The following is a 21,606-nucleotide window of genomic DNA, read 5'->3' as shown; positions in this document are numbered from 1 at the left end:
CACGCGACGGCGCCGGCGTCGCGCTCCGAGATCACGCCGAGGCGCCCATCAGCGTCACCACCTCGTCGAGGCTGGCCCCGCCCAGAATCGCCTCGACCGGCAGCTCGCGCGCCAGCGAAGTCTGTACGCGCTTGCGGAAGTCGAGGGCCTGCAACGAATCCATGCCCAGCGCCACCAGCGGGACACGCGGATCGACCTCGGCCGCCGCCAACCCCAGGGCCACCGCCAACTCGTCGACGAGACCGGCGGTCAGGTCGGCGGGCGGGTCGATGGGCGGCGCCGCGGCCGCCATGTCGACGGCGGCGACGACTGGCTCCTCGGCGCTCCCCTCGGCCGACGCCGCGAGCTCCGCGGTCGCTGCCGGTTCGGTCGCCGGCTCCGGTGTCGCCGACGCCGCAGCGCCGTCGGGGACCTCGGCGAGCAGTGCCGCCGAACCCGTCATCGACAGCAGCGCGCGCAGGTCGGGCCAGGAGGCGGCCAGCACCTGCACGTCGGTGCCCTGCGCGCGCAGTCCGGCGTCGAGGGCGGCCGCCGGCGCCATCGGCACCACGCCGGCCGCGGTCACGCGCGCCACACCCGCTTCATCGAGCGGGCCCTGCACCGCCCAGAGCCCCCAACCGATCGCGGCGGCGTCGACCCCCTCGGCGCGCAGGGCGGCGGCCCGCACCTCCAGCAGCCGATTGGCCGCCGCATACGGGGCCTGGTCGCGGCCGCCGAGAGTGGCCGCCAACGACGAGCAGATCAGCACCCGGGGCGAGCCGGCCACGGCCGACAACAGGTGGTCGAGACCGGTCGCCTTCGCGGCGAGCGCCCGTGCGACGTCGTCGGCCGTGAGGTCGGCGAGGGGCCGGTCCACGTAGTCGAGTGCCGCGTGCACGATGGTCGTGACCGGGGCGAGGTCGGCCGTCGCCGAGGCGATCGCCTGCGGCTCGGTGAGGTCGCATCGACGCAGGTCGACGCGCACGCCGTAGCGGCGGGTGAGCCGATCGGCGAGCCGACGAGCGTCTTCGCCGCCTCCCGATCTGCTCAGCAGGGTGAGGCGCCGGGCACCGTCGCGAGCGAAGCGTTCGGCGATCACCGACCCCACCCGGCCGGTGCCGCCGGTGATGAGGGCGTGCCTCAGGTCGAGGGCCGGCCCCGGCGAGGACTCCGCCGGCACCAGTCGTTTGGCGAAGACGCCGCCCTCGCGCACCGCGACCGCCGTCTCGCCCGCGAGGTGCAGGGTGCCGAGGACGTCGTCGACGCAGTCGTCCGCCTCCGCCGGCAGATCGAGTTGGGCCACCCGCACTCCGGGCTGTTCCACGGCCAGGCACCGCAGCGCGGCCATCGCCGCCGCGTGCACCGGGTCGGCGACGTCGTCGTCGACGACGGTCTCGGCACCCCGCGTGAGCACCCAGCACGTGGCGGGCAGGTCGGTGAGCCCGCCGCGCCAGGCCCCGTCGGCGAGGATCGCCGCCAGATCGGCGCCGATCGCACCGGTTCCGGCGGGCAGCAGGATCACCGCGGCGTCGGCGGCATCGATTCGGTGGTCGTCGCCGACCTGCCAGGCGGTGGCGCCGTGCTGCGGCGCGGCCCGGCACAGTCGTTCGGCGAATGCCCGGTCGGCGCCGGGGCCGACCACGACGGCCAGGCGTTGCGGGGCGACGAGGGTGCGGCTGGTGAGCCGCCGCCACTGCGTGCGCAGGACGCGCACGTCGTGGTCGGTCGGCGGCGAAGCCCAGCCCGACCGGTTGACGTGCTCGTCGGCACCGGCGTCGAAGCGGGCCCACAGGCGGGTGCGGCGCATGGGCGAGTTCGGGAAGCCGTCGAGCGGCAGTTCTCGGACGCGGTCCGGAAGCGCCCAGGCCGACCAGTCGAAGGCGGCGTCGGACGCGGCGACGCCGAGCAGGTTGCGGGTGAACAGCGTGTGGTCGGCGCAGTCGCGACGGCGGGTGCCGACGATCGTGGCACCCGGCGTGGCCGCCAGGGTCTCCGACATCGCCAGCACCAGCGTCGGATGCTCGGCGATCTCGATGAAGACGTCGGCGCCCGCGGTCGCGGCGGCGTCGACGGCGCGGTCGAAGCGGACGCGGTTGCGCAGATTCCAGAACCAGTAGTCGCGCACCGGCATCGACGCGTCGACGGCCTCGCCGAGGGTGGCGCCCAGGCACGGCAGCTGCGGAGTCGAGAAGTGTTCGGGCAGCCCGTAGTCATCGAAGGCGGTCGACAGTTCGGTCCGGAATCGGCTGACGATGCTCGTGTGCGCCGGGTAGGCGACGCGGATCTCCTTCGCGAACCTGCCCTGCGCCTCGAGTGCGGCGACGAGGGAGAGCACCGCCGGTCGTTCTCCCGAGACGCACACGATGTGCGCGGAGTTGACCACCGACAACTCCAACCAGCCCGAGTTGCGGGCCAGCAGCGCCTCGGCCTCGTCGACGTCGATCCCGAGCACCGCCATCGTGTAGCCGTGCGGGGCGACCGCCGTGACGGTTCGTGCGCGCATCGTGACGACGACCAGCGCCTCGCGCAGCGTCGCGATGCCGCTGCGGACGGCGGCGGCGATCTCGCCCTGACTGTGACCGACCGTCATCGCCGGGCGCACCCCGGCGGCGTCCCACATCGCCGTCAGGCCCAGCATGTGCATGAACAGGGCCGGCTGCACCGTCCGGACGTCGTCGGTCTCTGCGGCGTCGCCGCGGCCGAGGACGTAGTCGATCGGCGAGGTACCGAACAGCGCCGTCGACTCGGCGTGGCAGGCGTCCACCGCGGTCCGGTAGGCCGTCGAACTCCGATAGTCCACCGCGCCCATGCCGGGCCGCTGGCTGCCCTGGCCCGGATAGACGTACGCGAACCGGCGCTCGCCTGCCGCGGCGCGGACCGTCGCCGGATCCGGGCGTCCGTCGGCGAGCGCGTCGAGCACCGCCAGCAGGTCGTCGCGCCCGGTGACGGCGGCGACCGCCCGGTGCTTGCGGACCGGGCGCGCATCGAGCAGGTGGGCGGCGATCCGGTCGGCGGTGAGGTCGGGACGACGACGCACGTAGCTCGCGATCGAGGCCGCGTACCGGCCCAGGTTCTCTTCGGCGTCGGCGGAGACGACGAGCGGGATCCGACCGTCGGGCAGCCGGTACTGGGGACGCGGGTCGCGGGGTGCGGGGCGGGTGTCAGGCACTGGGGTCCTCCGGCATGTCGACGATGAGGTGAGCGTTGGTTCCCGAGACGCCGAAGCTGGACACCGCGGCGAGGCGGCGGCCGGCGCGGGCGGGCCACGGGCGGGTGGTCGCGGGCAGTCGCAGTCCCGCGGTCTCCCAGTCGATCCGGTCGGTCGGCTCGTCGGCGAACCGAGTGGCGACGATGCTCGCGTTCCGGCCGCACTGGAGCACCTTGATCAGGCCGAGGACGCCGGAGGCAGCTTGCGCGTGGCCGGCGTTCGACTTCACCGATCCGACGGCGGCGGGGGTGCGCGGGTCACGGCGCGCGCCGTAGGTGGCCGCGAGCGCTTCGAGTTCCATCGGATCGCCGAGCGTCCCGGTCCCGTGGCCTTCGATCAGGTCGACGTCGGCGGCGTCGACCCCGGCCGCGGCGAGGGCGCCGTCGATGACCCGCCGCTGTGCCTGAGCACTCGGCACGACGATCGGCGCTCCCGATCCGTTGTGGTTGACGCGGGACCCGGCGATGATCCCGTAGATCCGCCGACAGGCGCGGCGGGCCGAGGCCGCGGTCTCGATCACCACCGCGCCTGCACCTTCGCCCCACACCGTTCCGGTGGCGCCCGCCGAGTACGAGCGGCACCGACCGTCGGCGGCGAGCGCGCGGTTGCGGGAGAACTCGAAGAAGGCGCCGGCCGACCCCATGACGCAGACTCCGCCGGCGAGCGCGAGCTCGCATTCGCCTGCCCGGACTGCGGCGGCGGCCTGGTGGATCGCCGTCAACGACGACGCGCACGCCGTGTCGACGGTGATCGACGGCCCGATCAACCCCATCGCGTGCGAGATCCGGCCGGACACCGAGCCGAGGGCGGTTCCGGCGATCCGGTGCCCGGAGTACTCGTTGACGGTGGCCGCCCGCGGGCCGTACTCCATCATCGACGCACCGAAGTAGACGCCGATCTCCCGGCCGCGCAAGGACTCCGGGTCGATGCCCGCGTTCTCCACGCCCCGCCACGCCACCCGCATCGCGACGCGCTGCTGCGGGTCCATCGCGGCGGCCTCGCGCGGGCTGACGCCGAAGAACTGCGGGTCGAACTCCGCTGCACCGCACAGGAACCCGCCAGCGTCGGGCACCGCGCCCCAGCCCGGCACGCGGTCGAGGGCGAGGAGTTGGTCGACTGGCCAGTCGCGGTCGCGCGGCAGGGGGCCGATCAGGTCCTCCCCCGCGGCCAGCGCGGCATGGAAGTCTTCCGGGGTGTCGATTCCGTCCGGCGCCTCGACACTCATCCCGGTGATGACGATCGCGTCGTCGTCGATCGCCGACATCGCGCCGGTCACCGCGCCTGCTCCTCGACTCGACGGTCCGGGATGGCGGCCGCGGTCACGAGAAGCTCGGCCAGTTCGGCCGGGTGATCGTTGAGGTAGAAGTGCCCGCCGTCGACGACGGTGACCGCCACGTCGTCGGCGTGGTCGGACCAGGAGTGGAGCTGATGCGGCCGGATCACCGGGTCGTCGGCGCCGCCGATGACGCGGATCGCCGACGCCACCCGGACGTCTACCCCGCAGTCGTAGGCGTCGAACGCTCGGTAGTCGGCCCGCAGCGCGGGCAGCGCCATCCGCAGGACGGCGTCGCTGCCCATCACGGCGCCGCCGGTCCCCTGCAGTCCGGTCAGGTGCGCCAGCAGTTCGTCGTCGGAATCGGGATGCTTCGGCAGCGCCGCGACGCGGCTGGGCGCGGTCGCCGCCGACACCACGAGCGCCGCCGGCGTCCGCGCGGCGTCCTCGAGCCGTCGGGCGACCTCGAAGGCCACGATCGCGCCCATGCTGTGCCCGAACACGACGACGGGTCGTCCGTCGAGGTCGGGGGCGGCGCGGAACGCCTCGAACGCCTCGTCCGCGAGCTGCGGCAGTCGCGCCGCCGCGGGTTCACGCATCCGGTCCTGCCGACCGGGGTACTGCATCACGCGGACGTCGAAGTGATCCGAGAGCCGTTGGGACAGGTCACGATACGACGACGCCCCGCCGCCGGCGTGCGGAAAGACGAGCAGAACCGGTGCGTCCGACCGCGCCGGTCGATGGAAGGCCCGCAGGACCGGAACTTCGTGTGTTTGCGTCATGGATCCTCCTGACTGTGGTGTTGGGAGAGGCGACCGCCTCACCCCCTTCGTGTCTCCCCCCGTGCCGGTCGCCTCGATGCGCTCCGTCACTGCGTTCCTCCGCTCAGCGAACGCCCCCGGGTCTCGATACGCCCTCGGCTAGCGCCTCGGCCTACTCGACCACCCTGAAAGGCCGCCGCCACAGGCTGGACGAGTAAGCCCTCCCACAGGCTGGGCGAGTAAGCCCTCCCACAGGCTGGGCAAGTAAGCCGTCCCATAGGCTGGGCGAGTAAGCCCTCCCATAGGCTCGGCGAGTAAGCCCTCCCTCAGGCTGGTCGAGCAAGCGCATCGAGACCCCCGCACCACCTCCATGCGCTCCGTCACTCCGTTCCTCCGCTTACTCGACAACCCTGAACAATCGCCGGGCGGGCGAGCAGGTGGAGGGCGATGCGGCGGTCGGGGCGGATCTGGAACTCGCCGACCTCGCGCCAACCGCGTTTGCACAGCGCCCGACGCATCGGGACGTTGTCGGCAGCGGGTTCGACGGCGATTCGACCGCACCTCGGCTCGGCGACGAACAGCGCGTCGGCGAGGTCTCGGATGAAGCCGGAGACGAGGCCGCGGCCCAGCAGCTCCGGGTCGGCGGTGGCGATGTGCAGTCCCAGATCGTGCGGGTCGGCGGGATAGATGCGGGCGATCTCGTCGCGGGCGGGCCGGTAGATCTCCAGGTAGCCGACCGGCGTCCCCCGGTACGAGAAGATGACCGGACGCGAGTAGTCACCGCGGAGACGATGGGAGGCGTCCGCACGCCAACGCCGCGCCGACCACTCCTGTTCCCACGTGCGGACCAGGTGCGGCCGCGCGAACCACTCCGCCAGATGCTCCGCGTCGTCCCCGGCCGGATCGACCGACCGCAACGCGAAGTCGCCGACGACGACGGGCACGGGCGGCCCACCGGCGGCGCGGATCTCAGCGGAGACCTCGGTCAGCTCCCGCGCGATCACATAGCTCGGATCGGAGCGCGTCATCGTCCCACCGCCTGGCGCACCCGGGCCCGGTCCGCGGCACTGCGCAGCACCCGGTTCGACAGTTCGCCCAAGCAGCTGAGGTTCGGGAAGCCGGGCCCCTGCGCGAATCCCGCGAGATTCGGCAGGTACAGGGCCTGCCGGAGCCCGCTCACGGCCAGATCGTGTCCGATCGCCCCCTCCAGCGCCGCCAGCTCCGGGCTCGCGCCGAGGGCGAGCTCCAGTTCGTCCAGGCTCTCCTCGTCGAACAGATCGAGGAACCACAGCGGACGCCCGCCCGTCGCATCGACCACCAGATCGAAGACGTGCTCGGCGTCTCCCCGCCCCGGATTGGCGAGCGTGAGCACGACGGACTCGCCCACCCGTCGCGCAGCCCCGACCCGACCCCGCAGATGGTGCACGCGTTCGTCGGCCAGCAGGCTCTCCTGCACGCTGACCGAGAACACGCCGCGGTCGGTCCGTCGGATCACCTCGCGGCGTTCGGCGGCGGGCAGCGACGGCCACCCCGTCGGATCGGAGAAGACGGTGTTCTCGAAGTAGCTCTCACCGCGCGTGTAGATGGTGGGTGCGGGCGAGATCACCGACACCGACATCACCGAGTGCCGCACCAGTTCGTCGAGCGCGGCCGCGGCCGTCTCGCCGCCGCCGATCACTGCGGCGCGCGACGACGCCGGAACGGCCTTGCGCGACACCGTGTCCCAGAACTGTGCGACGGACAGGACGCGGTCGTCGCGGAGCAGTGGCTCGTCGCTGGAACCGGGGCCGGTGACCAGCAGCCCGTCGCCGTGCAGTACTGCTGCCGCGCCGTCCGGGGTCGTGTACTCGACGCGCCAGCCGTCGTCGGCGACGCCGACCCGACCGACCGTCCCGACCCGCACCTCGGCGCCGGCTTCGGCGGCCACCCAGTCCAGATAGCGCGCCCACACGTGATGGTGCGGGTTGGGCCGGCCGCGGTCGATCCACTCGGTGTACGTCTGGTGCGCCACCAGGAACGCCATCCAGCTGAACTCCAGCATCCCGGCGTTGATCTGCCCCGCATGCTCGCGATGCGGGGCGCCGCGGTACGGGAAGCCGATGTCCTTCTCAGGGCTGGTGCCGAGGCGGTGCCGCCCGTCGGTCCAGCCGCCGTGAGGCAGCCAGTTGCCGCCGACGCCGTACCGGTCGACCATGACGACCCGCGGGGCGGGCAGGCCGAGGTCGGTCATCACCTTCGCTTTCGCCGCCACCGCAAGGGCTTTCGGGCCGGCGCCGATGACGATCAAGGTGCCGGTCGAGGACCTGTCACCGGTCACTGGGCCATCAACTCCTCGTCGTCCATCGCGACGATCTCCAGGTAGAGGCCCGCAACCTGTGTCAGCCTGCCCGGGCGCTCGTCGGCGTCGTCGAGTCGTTCTGCCAAGGCGGCGACGGTGCGGGCGGCGAAGATGTCGGCGACCCCGGCGTGGGGTGCGTCGAGCAGGTCGCGGACGCGTGCGATCACGGTGGTGGCCAGGACCGAGTCGCCGCCCGCGGCGAAGAAGTCGTCGTCGACGCCGATCGCTGCGCCGCCGAGCACCTCGACGACGATGTGGAGCAGAGCCTCCTGCAGGTCGTTCTCGGGTTCGCGTCGCGCACCCGAGACCGTCTCTGGGGCGAGATCTCGGGTGATCGCCGCGCGGTCGAGTTTGCCGTTGCCGGTCAGCGGCAGGCGGTCACGCACCGCGAGCACGCTCGGGATCATGTACGCGGGCAGCAGCCGGCTCACCTCGTCGCGGAGCTCGTCGGCGTTCGGTGCGTCCGCGGGATCGGCGGTGACGACGGCGGCCAGGGTCGGGGGTCCGCCGCCCGCCAGCAGGACCGCGACCGCCTGTCGGACGCCGGGCAGGGTGCGCAGGACGCCCTCGATCTCGCCGAGCTCGACGCGGAATCCGCGAATCTTGACCTGGTCGTCGGCGCGACCCAGGAACTCGATCGTGCCGTCGGGCCAGTATCGCGCCAGGTCGCCGGTGCGGTACCAGCGGCGTCCCTCGAAGTCGACGAACCGCTCCGCGGTGCGCTGCGGTTCGCCCCGATAGCCGTGCGCCACACCGTCGCCGCCGACCCAGAGCTCGCCGGTCACCCAGTCGGGGCAGTCGGCGCCCAGTTCCCCGACCACCCGGCAGACCACGTTGTTCAGCGGGGTGCCGAACGGGATCGCTGTCCAGTGAGCGGGCGGCCGCGCCGCGTGACCGCCGGGCACCTCGCACACCGTGCCGTGAATGGCGATCTCGGTGGCCCCGCCGAGTCCCGCGAACCGGGCACCGGGTGCCAGGGCCCGCAGCCGACCGGGGAGGTCGGCGCCCACCCAATCGCCGCCCAGGAGCACCGCACGCAACGAATCACCCAACGCCCCTTCGCCTTCCGGCTCGGCGATGGTGAGCAGCATGTCGAGTGCGCTCGGCACGCAGGTGAGGATGCTGGCGCGGTGCGCGACCAGCAGTTCGCGCCAGGCCACCGGGTCCTTGGCGTCGGCGGCATCGATCGCGATCACCGCACCGCCCGCGCTGTACAGACCGAAGAGGTCGTAGACGGAGATGTCGAACTCGAGCGCCGCGACGGTGAGCGATCGATCGTCGCGCCCCACCGCGAAGCGGGCGTTGAGATCGTCGATGGTGTTCATCGCCGCCCGATGCGGCACCTCGACCCCCTTCGGCGTGCCGGTGGATCCGGAGGTGAACAGCACGTAGGCGACGTCCTCCGGGTCGGGCAGATGCGGCCCCGGCAGCGGCGACGCCGTCAGCGCGTCATCGAGTTCGAGCACCGGCACCTCAACCGACGCCGCGTCGACGACGCCGTCGGTCAGCAGCAGTCGCGCGCGACCGGTGCGCAGGATCGTCGTCCGACGCGCGGACGGCTGGTCGTAGCTGATCGGTACCCACACCGCGCCCGCGGCGTACACGCCGAGCGTGGCGATCACCTGTCGGTAGCCCTTGTCGAGTTGAACGCCGACGGCCTCGCCGGGCTTCACCCCGGCCGCACCGATCGCAGCCGCCACCGCGAGGGCCTGCTGGGCCAGACGGCCGTAGCCGAGGACGCCGTCGCGCCAGATCAAGGCGATCCGCTCCGGGTCGGCGGCGGCGGTGGCGAAGAACTCCTGGTGCAGCACCCGGCCGCTGACGGGAGCGGCGGTGGCGTTGACCGCCGAGCGCACCGCACGCTGATCGGCGGGCAGTTGCGGGAGCGCCTCCCCCAGCCAGCCCGCGCCTGTTCCGGGCGCCGCCAGCTGATCCAGCGTGGCGGTGAAGTGGGCGAACATCGCCTCCACGACACCGTCGGGGAACTGATCGATCCGCACGTCCCAGTTGGTGAGCAGACCGCCGGCGACCTCGGTGACCTGGGCGTCGAGCAGGACCTGCGGTCCCTGCGAGATGAGGTGCACCGGGTCGCCGAGGGTGCGGTAGACGTCGTCGGCGAACAGTTCGCCCAGCCCGAGGGCGCTGGTGAAGACGACGGGCGCCAGTACGGTCTCACCGCGGAGACGGCCCAGGTCGCGCAGGACCTCGAGCGCGCCGTAGGCGCTGTGCGCACCGGCGGCGTGCATCCGGCGCTGGAGGTCGCGCGCCAGGTCGAGGACGGAGTCGCGGCCCGGCTCGGTCAGGAGTCGCAAGTCGACGTCCACCAGGATCGACGAGCTGAAGTCGCCGGCCACCGCATCGATGTCGGGGTGGATCGGCAGTCGCTGGAAAAGCGGCACGTTGAGCAGGAAGTGCGGGGTCGTCGACCACGCGCCGACGCTCGCCGCGTAGACGGCCGCGACGACGGCGGCCGGCGTCAGGCCGTGCCGGTGCGCCGCCGCCTGCAGGTCGGCCCGCCGCTGCGGGTCGAGCCAGTGGTTCATCCGCACCACCTGCGGGGCACCGGCCGGTTCCTGCCCCGCCGGGCGGGTCGGGAGCACCGGGCCGCCGGGGAGGTCGGCGAGTTTGTCGGCCCACCAGGACAGATCCGCCTCACGTGCCGAATCCGGATGCTGCGCCCGATGTTTCAGGTAGTCGCGATACTCGATCGTCGGCGTCGGGAGGGTCGCGCCGTCGTACAGGGCCACCAGGTCGCGCAGCAGTGTCCGATAGCTCATCGCGTCGGCGGCGAGCATGTCGATGTCGAAGTGGAGGCGGTGTCTGCCGCCGGGGAGCAGGGTCAGGACCAGATCGAAGACGCGGCCGTCGGCCACCGGCAGCAGTTGGTGGCTCATGGCGGTGCGACGCTCGCTCAGCGCCCGCTCGACGTCGGCGGCGCAGGCCGCGCGGAGATCGTCGATCGCCAGGGCCGGGCCGGGCAGCTCCGGGAGGACCCGCTGGGTGCCGTCGGCCCCGAAACATGCGCGCAGCATCCCGTGTCGGGCCGCGAGCTGTTCGGCGGCGGCGGCCAGCCGATCGGGAACCAGCCCGTCACCGTCGAACTCGACATACAGGTGGGCGGCGACCCCGCCCAGGTCGGCCGCGCCGGTGCGGCCGACCCAGTAGGCGTGCTGCATCGGTGCGAGCGGGAACTCCGCACCGGCCCAGTCCGCCTCGTCGAAACCGGTGGCGGGGACCGCATCTGGCCGCGGCGCGGTGGGTGTCAGCAGGTCGGACCAGGCGGCCAGGGTCGGGGCGGCGGCGAGGTCGGCGAAGTTGACCTCGTAACCGTGTTTGCGCCAGCCGCCCGCCAGCCGCATCATCCGGATGGAGTCCAGGCCCAGGCCGATCAGGTCGTCGGTGTCGGCGACGGTGTCCGGGTCGAGCCCGAGCAGCGCGGCCACCTCGTCACGGAGGGCGGCGATCACCGGGCCGTGCGCGAGCGCGCTCACCGGGCCGACCGCACGACGTAGGGCGCCACGCTGCCGAGCTTCTCGCAGGTCTCCTCGAACTCCCGCTCGGGGCGGGACTGCCCGACGATGCCTGCGCCGGCCCGCAGCCAGGCGCGACCGCCCTCTGCGAAGACGGTGCGCAGGGCGAGCGTCGCCTCCAGTTCGCCGCTGGAGTCCGCCACCAGGACGGCCCCCGAGTACAGCTCGCGACGTCGCGTTTCGAGTCGATAGATCGCTTCCAGCGCAGGGGCTTTCGGGATCCCGGACGCGGTGATCGAGGGGAAGAGGACGCCGAGCGCCCGCCACGGCCCGGCGTCGGGGTCGAGCCGTCCGGAGACCGTCGACGCCAGGTGCTGCACGCTGCCCCGCTCGCGGACCACCATGAACTCGTCGACCACCGTGGTGCCCGAGAGTGCCACCGATTCGATCTCGCTGAAGCAGGCGCGCACCGACATCGCGTGCTCGGCGATCTCCTTCTCGTCCGACAGCAGCTCGGCGCGAGCCGCGGCGTCGACTTCGGCCGATCGACCGAAGGCGCGGGTGCCGGCGAGCGGCTCGGTGACCACTGAGCCGAGTCCGTCCGCCGCCACCACGAGCTCCGGGCTGAAGCCGGCCGCCGCCAGGCCGCCCAGGTGCAGCAGATACGAGCGCGCCGGATTGTTCCCCTTGCGACCGCGAACATAGGTGGCCGGGATGTCGACGTCGAAGCCGATGTCGACGGCGCGCGAGAGGATCACCTTCTGGTAGCGGCCCTCGTTGATCTCGCGGACCGCGGTCGCGACGCGGCCGCGGTAGTCGTCCGGGTCTGCGGAGACGTCGATGGACTCCTCGTCACCGGAGGCGGCGTCGTCGGCGACGGCTGTGTCGGCGAGTTCGTGCAGGCGGGCGAGGGTCGCCTCGTCGGCACCGTGAGCGCTGATGCCGTCGGCGTCGACGAAGGCCTCCAGGCCGGGCACGATGAAGTGGGCCATCACGACGTCGTCGGGCACGTGCCCGAGCAGCCCGTGATGCGGTGCGCAGTAGTCGAACCCCACCCAGCCGTACAGGCGCCACCGCGGCAGCCCGAGACTGTCGAAGGCGCGCTTCAACGCCGCCGCGGGCTCACCCTCCCAGTCGACCTCGCGGCGCCCGTCGGCCGGTGCGTCGACGATCACGCGATCCTTGGTCAGCACGACGCGCGCCTGCGGTCGGGCCGCGAACGCCCAGCGACCGTCACGCTCGTAGACCACGTGGTCGCCGAACTCGCCGGACCTCGCCCAGGCGCCGCACACCGCGGCAGCGCGGGCGGCGAGGTCGTCATTCGAATGCGTCTCCGCCGCCGGAGATGCAGGTGCCACAACCATTGCTCAGTCCCATCATCCATCGCATGTAAATTAGGTGAGGCTAATCTATATGATCGTCAGAATGTAGGTTAGGCTGCCCTAGTCTACGAGTAGCTAGGACTGATCATGCCCCCTTCCGCCGACGACCTCGCCAGCGGCTTCACCCCGCATCGACCCGAACTCGCCGCTCGGTACCGCGCCGCGGGCCTCTTCGACGACCGCCCGCTGTGGTCCGCGCTGGCCGACAGCGCGCGATCCCGGCCCGACGCCCCGGCGGTCACCGACGCCGCGACCGGAGACCGTCTGAGCTATCGCGAACTGCTCGCCGCCGCCGACGGCCGCGCCGCGGGCTTCGCCGAGGCGGGGCTGCGACCCGGCGAGCGCGTGGTCGTGCAGATCCCCAACTCCGTGGAGTTCGCGGTCTCGTTCTTCGGCCTGCTCCGCGCCGGACTGGTGCCGGTGCTGGCGCTGCCCGCTCATCGCATCCACGAGATCGCCCACCTGGCAGGCGCGTCCGGCGCGCGCGGCTACCTGTGCGGCGCGACGGTCGGCGGTTCCGACTGCCTCGGGCTCGCCACCGAACTGCAGGCCGCGGTCCCCGCGGTGGAGCACGTCTTCGTTGACGGCGACCCGGGCTCCTTCGCTCGCCTGCCGTCCCGTTCCGGCCCGTGGACTCCGCCCGCCGTCGACCCCGACCTGCCCGCGCTGTTCCTGGTCTCCGGGGGCACCACGGGACTGCCGAAGCTGATCGCACGAACGCACAACGACTACCGGCTCAATGCGGCCCGGTCGGGCGAGATCACCGGTCTCACCGACGCCGACGTGTACCTGGCCGCGTTGCCTGCAGCACACAACTTCCCGCTGTGCTGCCCGGGACTGCTGGGCGTCGTCGCCGTCGGCGGGCACACCGTGTTCACCCAGAACCCGAGCCCGGACGCGGCCTTCGAGGTCATCGAGACCCACGGGGTCACGGTCACCGCCCTGGTCCCGGCGCTGGCGCAACTGTGGTGCGCGGCCACCGAATGGGAGCCTGCCGACCTGTCGTCTCTGCGACTGCTGCAGGTGGGCGGCTCCAAGCTGGCCGCGGCAGACGCCGCCGCCATCGACGCGGCGATGGGGCCGGTGGTCCAGCAGGTGTTCGGCATGGCGGAGGGTCTGATCTGCTACACCCGCCTCGACGACCCGCGCGAGTCGGTGCACGTCAGCCAGGGCGCACCGATGAGCGACTTCGACGAGATCCGCATCGTCGATCCCGACGGCCGCGAGGTCCCCGCCGGCGACGAGGGCGAGCTCCTGGTGCGCGGTCCGTACACGTTGCGCGGCTACTATCGCGCGCCCGAGCACAATGCGCGCTCGTTCACCGCCGACGGCTTCTACGCCTCCGGCGACCTGGTACGACTCCTGCCGTCCGGACACCTCGCGGTCACCGGGCGGATCAAGGACACCATCGTCCGGGCCGGCGAGAACGTCGCGGCCGACGACGTCGAAGAGCACCTGCTGGCGCATCCGGCGATCGCGCACACCGCGGTCGTCGGGCTGCCCGACGACGCTCTCAGCGAGTCGATCTGCGCCGTTGTCGTCCCCGCGCGGGAGATGCCCGCGCCGACGTTGCCGCAGGTCCGCGAGTTCCTCACCGCCCGTGGCCTGGCGTCCTTCAAACTCCCCGACCGCGTGCAGACGCTCGACACCCTGCCCCTCACCTCCGTCGGAAAGGTCGACAAGGCGACGCTGCGCGACAGGCTCTCCCGCCGCGCGTCGCATCGCTAATCGGCGCCTCGCCAGTCGATGCTCAGGCAAGCAGGACGCTCAGCCACCGCCACCTCCGGCACCAGGCCCACGTCAACCAAACCGGCCGAAACCTCGACTCCCGGGCTCATGCTCCCGCAAACAGGACGCTCACCGGCCACCTCCGGAACATTGCCGGCGGAGGCCCGTGAGCGTACTGCTTGCGGCGATACCCACCCGGCCGCGCACCACCCCTCAGCCGAGCCCGCGTCCAGACTGCGGAGGCCCTCGAACCCCAGCGGCCGTTCCACGCATCAGGTCCGCCGCGCGAGAAGGCTCCCACCCCGAGAAGAGTGGTCGCCGCCCCCCCGGACGCAGCGGGCCCGCCTGTCGCAGACGGCCACCGACAGCGACGCGATGCGGCGCCGACCTCTCCCCACCCTCCGGCCCCACACATCGGGCCGCCGACCCCGGCACTCGCCGACAATCACACCCCCGCACCCGCACCCGCCTACCGAACCTCCACCGCGAGACCCGCCAACCACCGCACCCGACACCACAGCCCACGCCACGCCCCCTGACCGACACCCCGACCCCGGGCACCCAGCGCCACACTCCCGCAAACAGGACGCTCACCGGCCACCTCCGGAACATTGCCGGCGGCGGCCCGCGAGCGTACTGCTTGCGGCGGTATCTCAGCGGGTACCGCAGCAGATCGGCTTCCGGCGGTCGCCGAGTCGGTGGGGCACCGGCGAGTTGCGGAACCGTTCGGCGTCGGAATGCGTCTAAAGGAGCGTGAAGGACCCGGGGATCTACACCTCCAGACAACTGACGACGATGCTGGGCTACACCGATGCCGAGATTCGCTCGGCGGTCGCGAGCGGCACCCTGATCCGGTTGCGGCGGGGCTGGTTCGCCGCCCCGATCCATGACGCGCGGGCGGCATCGGCGGTCCGCGACGGCGGCATCCTGACCTGTGTGGATGCCCTCCGCTTTCACGGTCTGTGGGTGCCGCCCGACCACGACGGCCTGCACCTGCGCCGCAGCACCAACCTGTCGGGCAAGCACCGCGGATGTCGGCCGCTGCGCGGCGCACTGCGCTCCGCGACACAGGCCGTCGACCCCATTCCTCAGGCGCTGAGCTGCGCGGCACGGTGCCTCGACCCCGACGAGTGGATCGCGGTGTCCGACTCGTATCTGAACATCACCGGCAAGAACCGGGGCGACCTGCGAGTCGAGCTCGACGGCGCCGGACCCACCGTGGCCCGACTGATCGACAAGACGGACGGTCGGTCCCAGTCGGGCACCGAGAGCATCGCGCGCGTGCGTCTCCGGAGCGAGGGCTTCGAGGTCGTCGTCCAGCCGACCGTCGACCGTGTCGGCCGCTGCGACCTGCGCATCGGACTGTTGATCATCGAGTGCGACAGCAAGCTGTATCACGCCACCCGCGCGGGCTACTTCAACGACCGCCGCCGCGACCGTCGAGCCCTGGGCGACGAGTGGCTGCCCTTCCGGTTGACCTACGACGACGTGCTATACGGCTGGACCGAATCGCTCGAAGACATCCGGGAGATCACCGACCGCGAGCGGCATCGCGCGCGGTCGGCGCGCAAGATCGCGCTGGTTGAGAAGTCTGTCCGACAATCCGCCCGGTGAGAACAGGATGCTCGGCGTGCGATCGCGCCGCGGGTCCCTCCCGACGCCCGAACCGGATACCGTCGACAGGTGATCTCTTCGACGCGCGTCACCCGGATTCGGGCGCGTCTGCGCCGACTCACCGGACCGGTCCGCAATCGCCTCACCGTGTTGGCGACGGTGCTGGTGCTCCTCGCCCTGCTGGTGGCGGGCGGTGTCATGGTGCTGGTCGCCCGAAATCTGCTGTACGGCACCGCCGACAGCGCGGCATCGGCGCGGGCACACGAGATAGCGAGCATGGTGCAGACCGAGGGGGTCGGCGGCATCGACAAGGCCACCCTGAACCTCAACCAGTACATCGACATCGTGCAGATCTATCAGCGAGACGGCGCCCCGCTGATCTCCACGTTCCACGGCACCACCCGGCCCCTGGGTCCGTTCGTCTCCCCCGGCACCGAGCAGGTGATCGACGACACCGCGCCCGCGCCGGACGCGCCAGAATTCCGCACCACGCTGCTTGGTGTCGTCACCCCCGACCACGGCCCGGTGACGATCGCGGTCGGCACCTCGGAGGGACCGCTCCACTGGCTGCTCGCGGTCGTCGCGCTGCTGTGCGGCCTGATGTTCCCGATCATCGTGGTGCTGATCGGCGTGCTGACCTATTACTTCGTCGGCCGCTCACTGGAACCGGTGGAGGCCATTCGCCGACGGGTGGACGAGATCTCGGTGGGCGACCTGCACCAGCGCGTCCCGGTCCCGGCCACCCGAGACGAGATCGCGACGCTCGCGGTCACCATGAACCAGATGCTCGACCGCCTCCAGGAGGCCCGCGCACGCGAACTGCGGTTCGTCGGCGACGCCTCGCATGAGCTCAACAGCCCGCTCACCACGCTGGTCGGACTGTTCGACCTCGCGGAGATGCGCGGGGAGGGCATCGACCGCGAGACCGCCCGCGAGGTGATGGCCCCGGAGGCGCGGCGGCTGCAGTACATGGTGGCCGACATGCTGCTGCTGGCCCGCGCAGACGAGAGCGGCATCCCGCTGCGGCTGGGTCCGGTCGATCTGGACGACGTCGTCGAATCCGAGATCCGCAGGCTCACCGCCGTCCGCGAGCTCGCGGTCGGCGAGCTGACGATCAGCGCCACCGTCCTCCCCATCCAGGTCACCGGTGACGAGGAGAAGCTGTCGCGCGCTGTGCGGAATCTGGCCGACAACGCGATCCGCCACGCGCGCAGCCGAATCGCGATCGAGATGGTCGCCGACGACGACACGACGGTCACGGTCACCGTCGTCGACGACGGCCCGGGCGTCTCCGACGAGGACAAGGAACGCATCCTCGACCGTTTCGTGCGCCTGGACTCGGCACGCACCCGCACCTTCGGCGGCGCGGGCCTGGGCCTGGCGATCGTCTCGGAGATCGTCCGCGCTCACGGCGGCGAGATGATCATCGACGACGCTCCCGGGGGCGGCGCGCGGATCGGCTTCACCCTCCCCCAGCGCCCCGTTCAGTGAGCAGACGCGTTACCCGCCGATGCCGCCGTCCGGGTCGAGCCGGTAGCCGACGCCGCGCACCGTCTGGATGGATTTGCAGCCGAAGGGCGCGTCGATCCGCTTGCGGAGGTAGCTGATGTACACCTCGACGACGTTCTCGTCGCCCGCGTAGTTGACGTCCCAGACCGAATCGACGATCTGCGTCTTGGTCATCGCCTGCCCCTTGTTGCGCATGAGGAACTCCAGCAGCGCGAACTCCCGACGGGTCAACGAGATCTCGGTGTCGCCGCGCCGGACGAGGTGCGCCGCCGGGTCGAGGGTGAGCGAACCGGCCGTCATGACGGCGGGCCGCTCGGGGGCGCCGCGGCGGGCGAGCGCACGCAGTCGCGCCACCAGCACCACCGCCGAGTACGGCTTGGTGAGGTAGTCGTCGGCGCCGAAGTCGAAGGCGTCGGCCTGGTCGTACTCTCCGTCCTTCGCCGTCAGCATCAGGACCGGCGTCCAGACGTCCGCTTTACGCAGGTCACGAACCACTTCGTAACCGTTGCGGCCGGGCATCATGATGTCGAGGACGACGACGTCGAAGGGCTCCGACAGCGCCTTCTGGAGCCCGGTGAGGCCGTCGGTCGCGATGTCGACCACCCAGCCCTCCGAGACGAGGGTGCGGCGGACGGTCTCGGCGATCGCGGGATCGTCGTCGACGAGCAGGACCCTCATCGGCCGACCGCCACGGGTCGGGCGGCGTCGGCCGACCACTGCGAGTACGACCCGGGGAACAGGGTCGCCGGGATCCCGGCGATCGCCAGGGCCGCGATCTGGTGTGCGGCGGTGACACCGGAGCCGCAGTAGACGACGACCTCGCGGTCGGCGGCGCCCAGCGCGCCGAAGCGGTCGCGGAGTTCGGCTTCGGGCCGGAACCGTCCGTCGGCGGTCACGTTGGCGCCGGTCGGCGCGCTCACCGCCCCCGGGATGTGGCCCGGCCGGGGGTCGACCGGCTCGGTCTCCCCGCGGAAGCGTTCGGGGGCCCGCGCGTCGAGCAGCAGCGTCGACGCCGCGTCGACCGCCGCGACGTCGTCGATCCCGATGGTGGGCAACTGCCCGCCGGTCAGGACGACGTTGCCCGCGCGCGGGGTCGCGTTGCCGGTCGAGACGCGCATCCCCGCCGCCTGCCATGCGCCGAGGCCACCGTCGAGGATCGTGACATCGGTGAGACCGCCCCAGCGCAGCAGCCACCAGGCACGGGCGGCCGCCTTGCCCTCCCAGTCGTCGTAGACGACGACGCGGGAGCCGACGCCGACGCCCCAGCGGCGAGCCGCGGCCTGCAGGTCGGCGAGTTCGGGCAGCGGGTGCCTGCCTGCCTCGGCTGTCGCGGGGGCGGCCAGTTCGGTGTCCAGGTCGACGAAGACCGCCCCGGGCAGGTGCCCGGCCCGGTAGTGGTCGCGGCCGGCGGGGTCGCCGAGCTGCCAGCGCACATCGAGCACCACCGGCGGCCGCGACGACAGCATCGCCTCCACCAGTTCGTCGACCGTGATGAGCACCTGCTGGGACGTCATCGAATCAGCTCCCTTGATCGTTCGGCCGTCTCGCGGTCGTGCCTGCATGTCTGCCTCGACTGTATGGCGTCGCCGCCGCCGCGGGTGCGCACAGTACCGCCGAGCGACCTTTCTCCGGCCAACCGCATGCGAGAATCAGGCCATGTCCCATCCGTCATCGACCGCCGAACAGCTTCGCGCGAGGTTTCTCGACGCGGGCATGCGGGTGTTGGCCCGCGACGGTTACGGCGGTTTCAAGCAGTCGGCCGTGTGCGCGGAGACCGGCCTCACGACCGGCGGCTTCTATCACTCCTTCGCGAACTGGAAGGATTTCGAGGCCGCGCTGATCGAGTTCTGGAAGACCGAGGAGACGGCGAACGTCGTCGCCCAGCTGCGCACCATCGGCAGTCCGGTCGACCGCATTCTGGCGGTGCTCGACGCGGCGATGTCGCTGCCGCACCACACCGAGCGGGCGGTGCGCGTGTGGGCGGCCAAGGATCCGGTGGTCGCCGAGGCCGTGGTCGAGGTCGATCGCACGCGGCGCGACGCGGTCGCCGAGTTCATTGGCGACCTGATCGCCGACTCGGAGGAGGCGGCGCGGATCGCGTCGCACTCCATGCTGGTCCTGGTCGGCTACCAGTGTTCGGGGATCAGCGTCGAGGACTTCTCGTGGGCGATGCACAACATCGTCGAACGCACCCTCAGCCTGCCCCGCCGGGATCAGATTCCGGAGTAGTCGGCCACCTGCCCGGTGCGCGGCGCACGACGCAGCGCCGCGATCATGCGCGGGAGTCGGCGCAGCGGCAGGGGCGACGGCCAGTCCGTCGGGCGCAGCAGCGCTTCGGTGCCGCCGTCGACGGTGACCACCGAGCCGGCCATGAAGTCGGCGGCCGGGGACAGCATGATCATCACCCACTCGGCCAGTTGCTCGGGCGTTCCGTACTCGCGCACCGGAACCGGGTACGACCGCACGGCCCTGCCCGACGAGCTCGACAGCTGGTCGCGCAGCAGCGGAGTCAGGACGGGGCCGGGTGCCAGCAGGTTGAGGCGGATGCCGGCGCCGGCCCACTGGTCGGTGACGGCGTGGCGGCGGACCCATCGGCTCACCGCGAGCTTGGACGCCGCGTACGCCGCCGGGCCCGACAGCGGGCCTCGTCGCACGATGATCCGGGTGGCGCGTTCGGTGTCGCCGGCTTCCAGGGCCGCGATGGCCCGACGCGGCACGAAGGGGGTGGACGTGGTGGAGTTCGAGCCGAAGACCACCACTTTGGCATTGCCTGCGGCGGCGAGCTCGGGCTGCAGTGCCATCAGCAGTTCGGTGACGCCCAGGACGTTGACCTCGACGGTCAGCCGTTCCTTGCCGCGATGCGCTCCGACGCCGGCAGCGAAGACGGCGCCGTCGAGCCGGCCGTCGGCCGCGGCCATGACGTCGCGGACCGCCTGCGATCGGCCGTCGCGCGTCGACAGGTCGGCGACCACGTCGGCGTCGGCGAGGTCGACGCCGATCACCCGGTGGCCGTCCTCGCGCAGCCGCTGCGCGCTCGCCTGCCCCATGCCGGACGCCGATCCGGTCACCACGTAAGTCCCCATTGTCGCTCCTTCGCCGAGACGGTCCCTCGATTCTAGAACACGTTCTAAATCAGGCGTCCGGCTTCGCGTCGTTCACGGCTCGATGCGGTAGATGCGCTGCGCGTTCTTCGCGAACAGCTGCTGAAGCAGGTGGTCCCCGCGCCCGCCGAGGACGTCCAGGAGTGCGCCGACGGTCATCGCGATCGGCGCATTCGGTCGGTCGACCGGCGAATCTGAGCCGAACATCACCCGATCGGGACCGAAGTGGTCGACCACGTGCAACAGCAGCGGACCCATCATGTCGGCGAGCACGTCGCGGCTTCCGATGTTGCCCGAACGCTCGCGCCCGTACCCGAGCAGGCCCAGCCCGAGACCGGAGACCTTGACCACCACGTTGGGGCGCATCGCGATCATCGCCATCCGCTCGCGCCAGAGGCCGAGGATCTCGGCACGGACCGCCGCGGTCGTCCCCGTCTGCGTCCCCACCGGCCCGAAGACGCCGATCGGCAGCCCGAGGTGCTCGATGGCGATCGTGGTGTCGGGGAAACGGCGGGCCAGCATGTCCAACTGGCCCAACTGATGCGAGTAGGCGAAGGAGACGAAGACGAGCCCGCGTTCGGCGAGCGCCTCGAATCCCTTCAGAAAGCCGGTGGAGGCCAACACGTCCGGCTCGTCGCACCAGTCGGAGATGGCCGGATCGGGATGACGCGCCCACTTGAACCGGACCCCTCTGACCGACTCCGAGTACGCCAGGTGGCGGTCGAGCTCCCCCGCGAACTCCGGGTACCGCGGGTCCGCGGCGATCACCGTCGCACCGAGAGACGGTGTGTTGCGCCGGTGCGGGAGGCCGCACAGGTACTGGAGTTCCTCGAACGACGACGCCATCAGCGACTCCGGACCGTTCGTCGGCGTCCAATGCGATTCGACCTGCACCACGCTCGTGATCGGGACTCCCGCCACCGAGACGACCGACGCGGCGTCGACCGCGTACTGCGCCGGCTCGTAGGGAGCGCCCACGATGCTGGGGTCGAGGCCGTTCATCATGCCTTCGCGCCGCCCGAAGCTCGTCACCATGCGGACGACGGGCAGCGGCATGAGTCGCCGCGCCGGGAACGCGGCCAGGCGCGCGAACCGTGCCAACGTCCACGCCGACCTCGTGGGATGGAAGTAATGGACGTGCGCGTCGACGATTCCGGGGAGCAGTCCATCGAGCGTCGTCACTCTCAAAGCGTGCCACAAGCCACCTGCGACGTGGCGCGCATCATCGGGGGCCCGCGCGTCG

General features: G+C 71.8%; 15 protein-coding genes. 4 read left to right on the top strand and 11 right to left on the bottom strand.

From position 1 onward, the window contains the following. Nucleotides 1-31: 31 nt before the first annotated feature. The 7 genes from AAFO60_RS14935 to AAFO60_RS14905 form a co-directional block, all read right to left on the bottom strand. Entirely contained in the window at nucleotides 32-3,148 is a 3,117-nt protein-coding gene (locus AAFO60_RS14935) for an SDR family NAD(P)-dependent oxidoreductase (protein WP_347957010.1), read from the bottom strand. Further along, nucleotides 3,141-4,451 carry a polyketide synthase gene (locus tag AAFO60_RS14930; protein ID WP_347957081.1) on the bottom strand — a complete coding sequence of 437 codons (1,311 nt, stop codon included), beginning with the start codon at nucleotides 4,449-4,451 and terminating at the stop codon, nucleotides 3,141-3,143. The genes AAFO60_RS14935 and AAFO60_RS14930 overlap by 8 nt, the downstream gene beginning before the upstream one ends. An 8-nt stretch (nucleotides 4,452-4,459) precedes the next feature. Beyond that, a complete protein-coding gene (locus AAFO60_RS14925) occupies nucleotides 4,460-5,242 on the bottom strand; it encodes a thioesterase II family protein (RefSeq protein WP_347957009.1) in 783 nt (260 codons plus the stop codon). A 359-nt stretch (nucleotides 5,243-5,601) separates the two neighbouring features. Continuing rightward, entirely contained in the window at nucleotides 5,602-6,249 is a 648-nt protein-coding gene (locus AAFO60_RS14920; RefSeq protein ID WP_347957008.1) for a GNAT family N-acetyltransferase, read from the bottom strand. Further along, on the bottom strand, nucleotides 6,246-7,538 hold the full coding sequence (locus tag AAFO60_RS14915; RefSeq protein ID WP_347957007.1) for a SidA/IucD/PvdA family monooxygenase: 1,293 nt from the start codon (nucleotides 7,536-7,538) through the stop codon (nucleotides 6,246-6,248). Before AAFO60_RS14915 ends, AAFO60_RS14920 begins: the two co-directional genes overlap by 4 nt. After that, nucleotides 7,535-11,026 carry an amino acid adenylation domain-containing protein gene (locus AAFO60_RS14910; RefSeq protein ID WP_424326307.1) on the bottom strand — a complete coding sequence of 1,164 codons (3,492 nt, stop codon included), beginning with the start codon at nucleotides 11,024-11,026 and terminating at the stop codon, nucleotides 7,535-7,537. The genes AAFO60_RS14915 and AAFO60_RS14910 overlap by 4 nt, the downstream gene beginning before the upstream one ends. A 20-nt stretch (nucleotides 11,027-11,046) precedes the next feature. Next, nucleotides 11,047-12,393 (bottom strand): salicylate synthase, encoded by a 1,347-nt coding sequence (locus AAFO60_RS14905; RefSeq protein ID WP_347957005.1) that lies wholly within the window; start codon nucleotides 12,391-12,393, stop codon nucleotides 11,047-11,049. 105 nt (nucleotides 12,394-12,498) lie between these two features. On the opposite strand from AAFO60_RS14905, the gene AAFO60_RS14900 reads away from it, so the two are divergent. The 3 genes from AAFO60_RS14900 to AAFO60_RS14890 all read left to right on the top strand — a co-directional run bounded on the left by AAFO60_RS14900 (nucleotide 12,499) and on the right by AAFO60_RS14890 (nucleotide 17,244). Next, the gene (locus tag AAFO60_RS14900) at nucleotides 12,499-14,139 is read left to right on the top strand and encodes a (2,3-dihydroxybenzoyl)adenylate synthase (protein ID WP_347957004.1); all 1,641 of its coding nucleotides are present in this window, start codon (nucleotides 12,499-12,501) and stop codon (nucleotides 14,137-14,139) included. Nucleotides 14,140-14,892: 753 nt separating this feature from the next. Further along, on the top strand, nucleotides 14,893-15,753 hold the full coding sequence (locus AAFO60_RS14895; protein WP_347957003.1) for a hypothetical protein: 861 nt from the start codon (nucleotides 14,893-14,895) through the stop codon (nucleotides 15,751-15,753). Between the two features lie 69 nt (nucleotides 15,754-15,822). Further along, nucleotides 15,823-17,244, top strand: a complete 1,422-nt coding sequence (locus AAFO60_RS14890) for a sensor histidine kinase (RefSeq protein ID WP_347957002.1) — start codon at nucleotides 15,823-15,825, stop codon at nucleotides 17,242-17,244. Between the two features lie 9 nt (nucleotides 17,245-17,253). On the opposite strand, the gene AAFO60_RS14885 is transcribed toward AAFO60_RS14890, so the two are convergent. Continuing rightward, complete coding sequence (locus AAFO60_RS14885) at nucleotides 17,254-17,940, bottom strand: response regulator transcription factor (protein WP_347957001.1); 687 nt, start codon at nucleotides 17,938-17,940, stop codon at nucleotides 17,254-17,256. Then, nucleotides 17,937-18,776 carry a sulfurtransferase gene (locus tag AAFO60_RS14880; protein WP_347957000.1) on the bottom strand — a complete coding sequence of 280 codons (840 nt, stop codon included), beginning with the start codon at nucleotides 18,774-18,776 and terminating at the stop codon, nucleotides 17,937-17,939. The genes AAFO60_RS14885 and AAFO60_RS14880 overlap by 4 nt, the downstream gene beginning before the upstream one ends. 142 nt (nucleotides 18,777-18,918) lie before the next feature. Between AAFO60_RS14880 and AAFO60_RS14875 the strand changes: the two genes are divergently transcribed. After that, nucleotides 18,919-19,491: a TetR/AcrR family transcriptional regulator gene (locus AAFO60_RS14875; RefSeq protein ID WP_347956999.1), complete on the top strand. Its 573-nt coding sequence runs from the start codon at nucleotides 18,919-18,921 to the stop codon at nucleotides 19,489-19,491. Here the strand turns inward: AAFO60_RS14875 and AAFO60_RS14870 are convergent. Together AAFO60_RS14870 and AAFO60_RS14865 are read right to left on the bottom strand one after the other, a co-directional pair. Next, nucleotides 19,476-20,345 carry an SDR family oxidoreductase gene (locus AAFO60_RS14870; RefSeq protein ID WP_347956998.1) on the bottom strand — a complete coding sequence of 290 codons (870 nt, stop codon included), beginning with the start codon at nucleotides 20,343-20,345 and terminating at the stop codon, nucleotides 19,476-19,478. The genes AAFO60_RS14875 and AAFO60_RS14870 overlap by 16 nt on opposite strands. 72 nt (nucleotides 20,346-20,417) lie before the next feature. Then, the gene (locus AAFO60_RS14865; protein WP_347956997.1) at nucleotides 20,418-21,545 is read right to left on the bottom strand and encodes an amidohydrolase family protein; all 1,128 of its coding nucleotides are present in this window, start codon (nucleotides 21,543-21,545) and stop codon (nucleotides 20,418-20,420) included. Nucleotides 21,546-21,606 lie beyond the last annotated feature (61 nt).

It is taken from the genome of Gordonia aichiensis (assembly GCF_039946255.1).
GTDB lineage: Bacteria > Actinomycetota > Actinomycetes > Mycobacteriales > Mycobacteriaceae > Gordonia > Gordonia aichiensis_A.
This window is presented reverse-complemented; position numbering and strand designations above follow the sequence as displayed.

Bases quoted from the DNA above. Each gene is read 5' to 3' on its own strand.
- AAFO60_RS14930 (WP_347957081.1), bottom strand. From the start codon at position 4,451: ATGTCGGCGATCGACGACGACGCGATCGTCATCACCGGGATGAGTGTC.
- AAFO60_RS14925 (WP_347957009.1), bottom strand. From the start codon at position 5,242: ATGACGCAAACACACGAAGTTCCGGTCCTGCGGGCCTTCCATCGACCG.
- AAFO60_RS14920 (WP_347957008.1), bottom strand. From the start codon at position 6,249: ATGACGCGCTCCGATCCGAGCTATGTGATCGCGCGGGAGCTGACCGAG.
- AAFO60_RS14905 (WP_347957005.1), bottom strand. From the start codon at position 12,393: ATGGTTGTGGCACCTGCATCTCCGGCGGCGGAGACGCATTCGAATGAC.
- AAFO60_RS14900 (WP_347957004.1), top strand. From the start codon at position 12,499: ATGCCCCCTTCCGCCGACGACCTCGCCAGCGGCTTCACCCCGCATCGA.
- AAFO60_RS14885 (WP_347957001.1), bottom strand. From the start codon at position 17,940: ATGAGGGTCCTGCTCGTCGACGACGATCCCGCGATCGCCGAGACCGTC.
- AAFO60_RS14880 (WP_347957000.1), bottom strand. From the start codon at position 18,776: ATGACGTCCCAGCAGGTGCTCATCACGGTCGACGAACTGGTGGAGGCG.
- AAFO60_RS14875 (WP_347956999.1), top strand. From the start codon at position 18,919: ATGTCCCATCCGTCATCGACCGCCGAACAGCTTCGCGCGAGGTTTCTC.
- AAFO60_RS14870 (WP_347956998.1), bottom strand. From the start codon at position 20,345: ATGGGGACTTACGTGGTGACCGGATCGGCGTCCGGCATGGGGCAGGCG.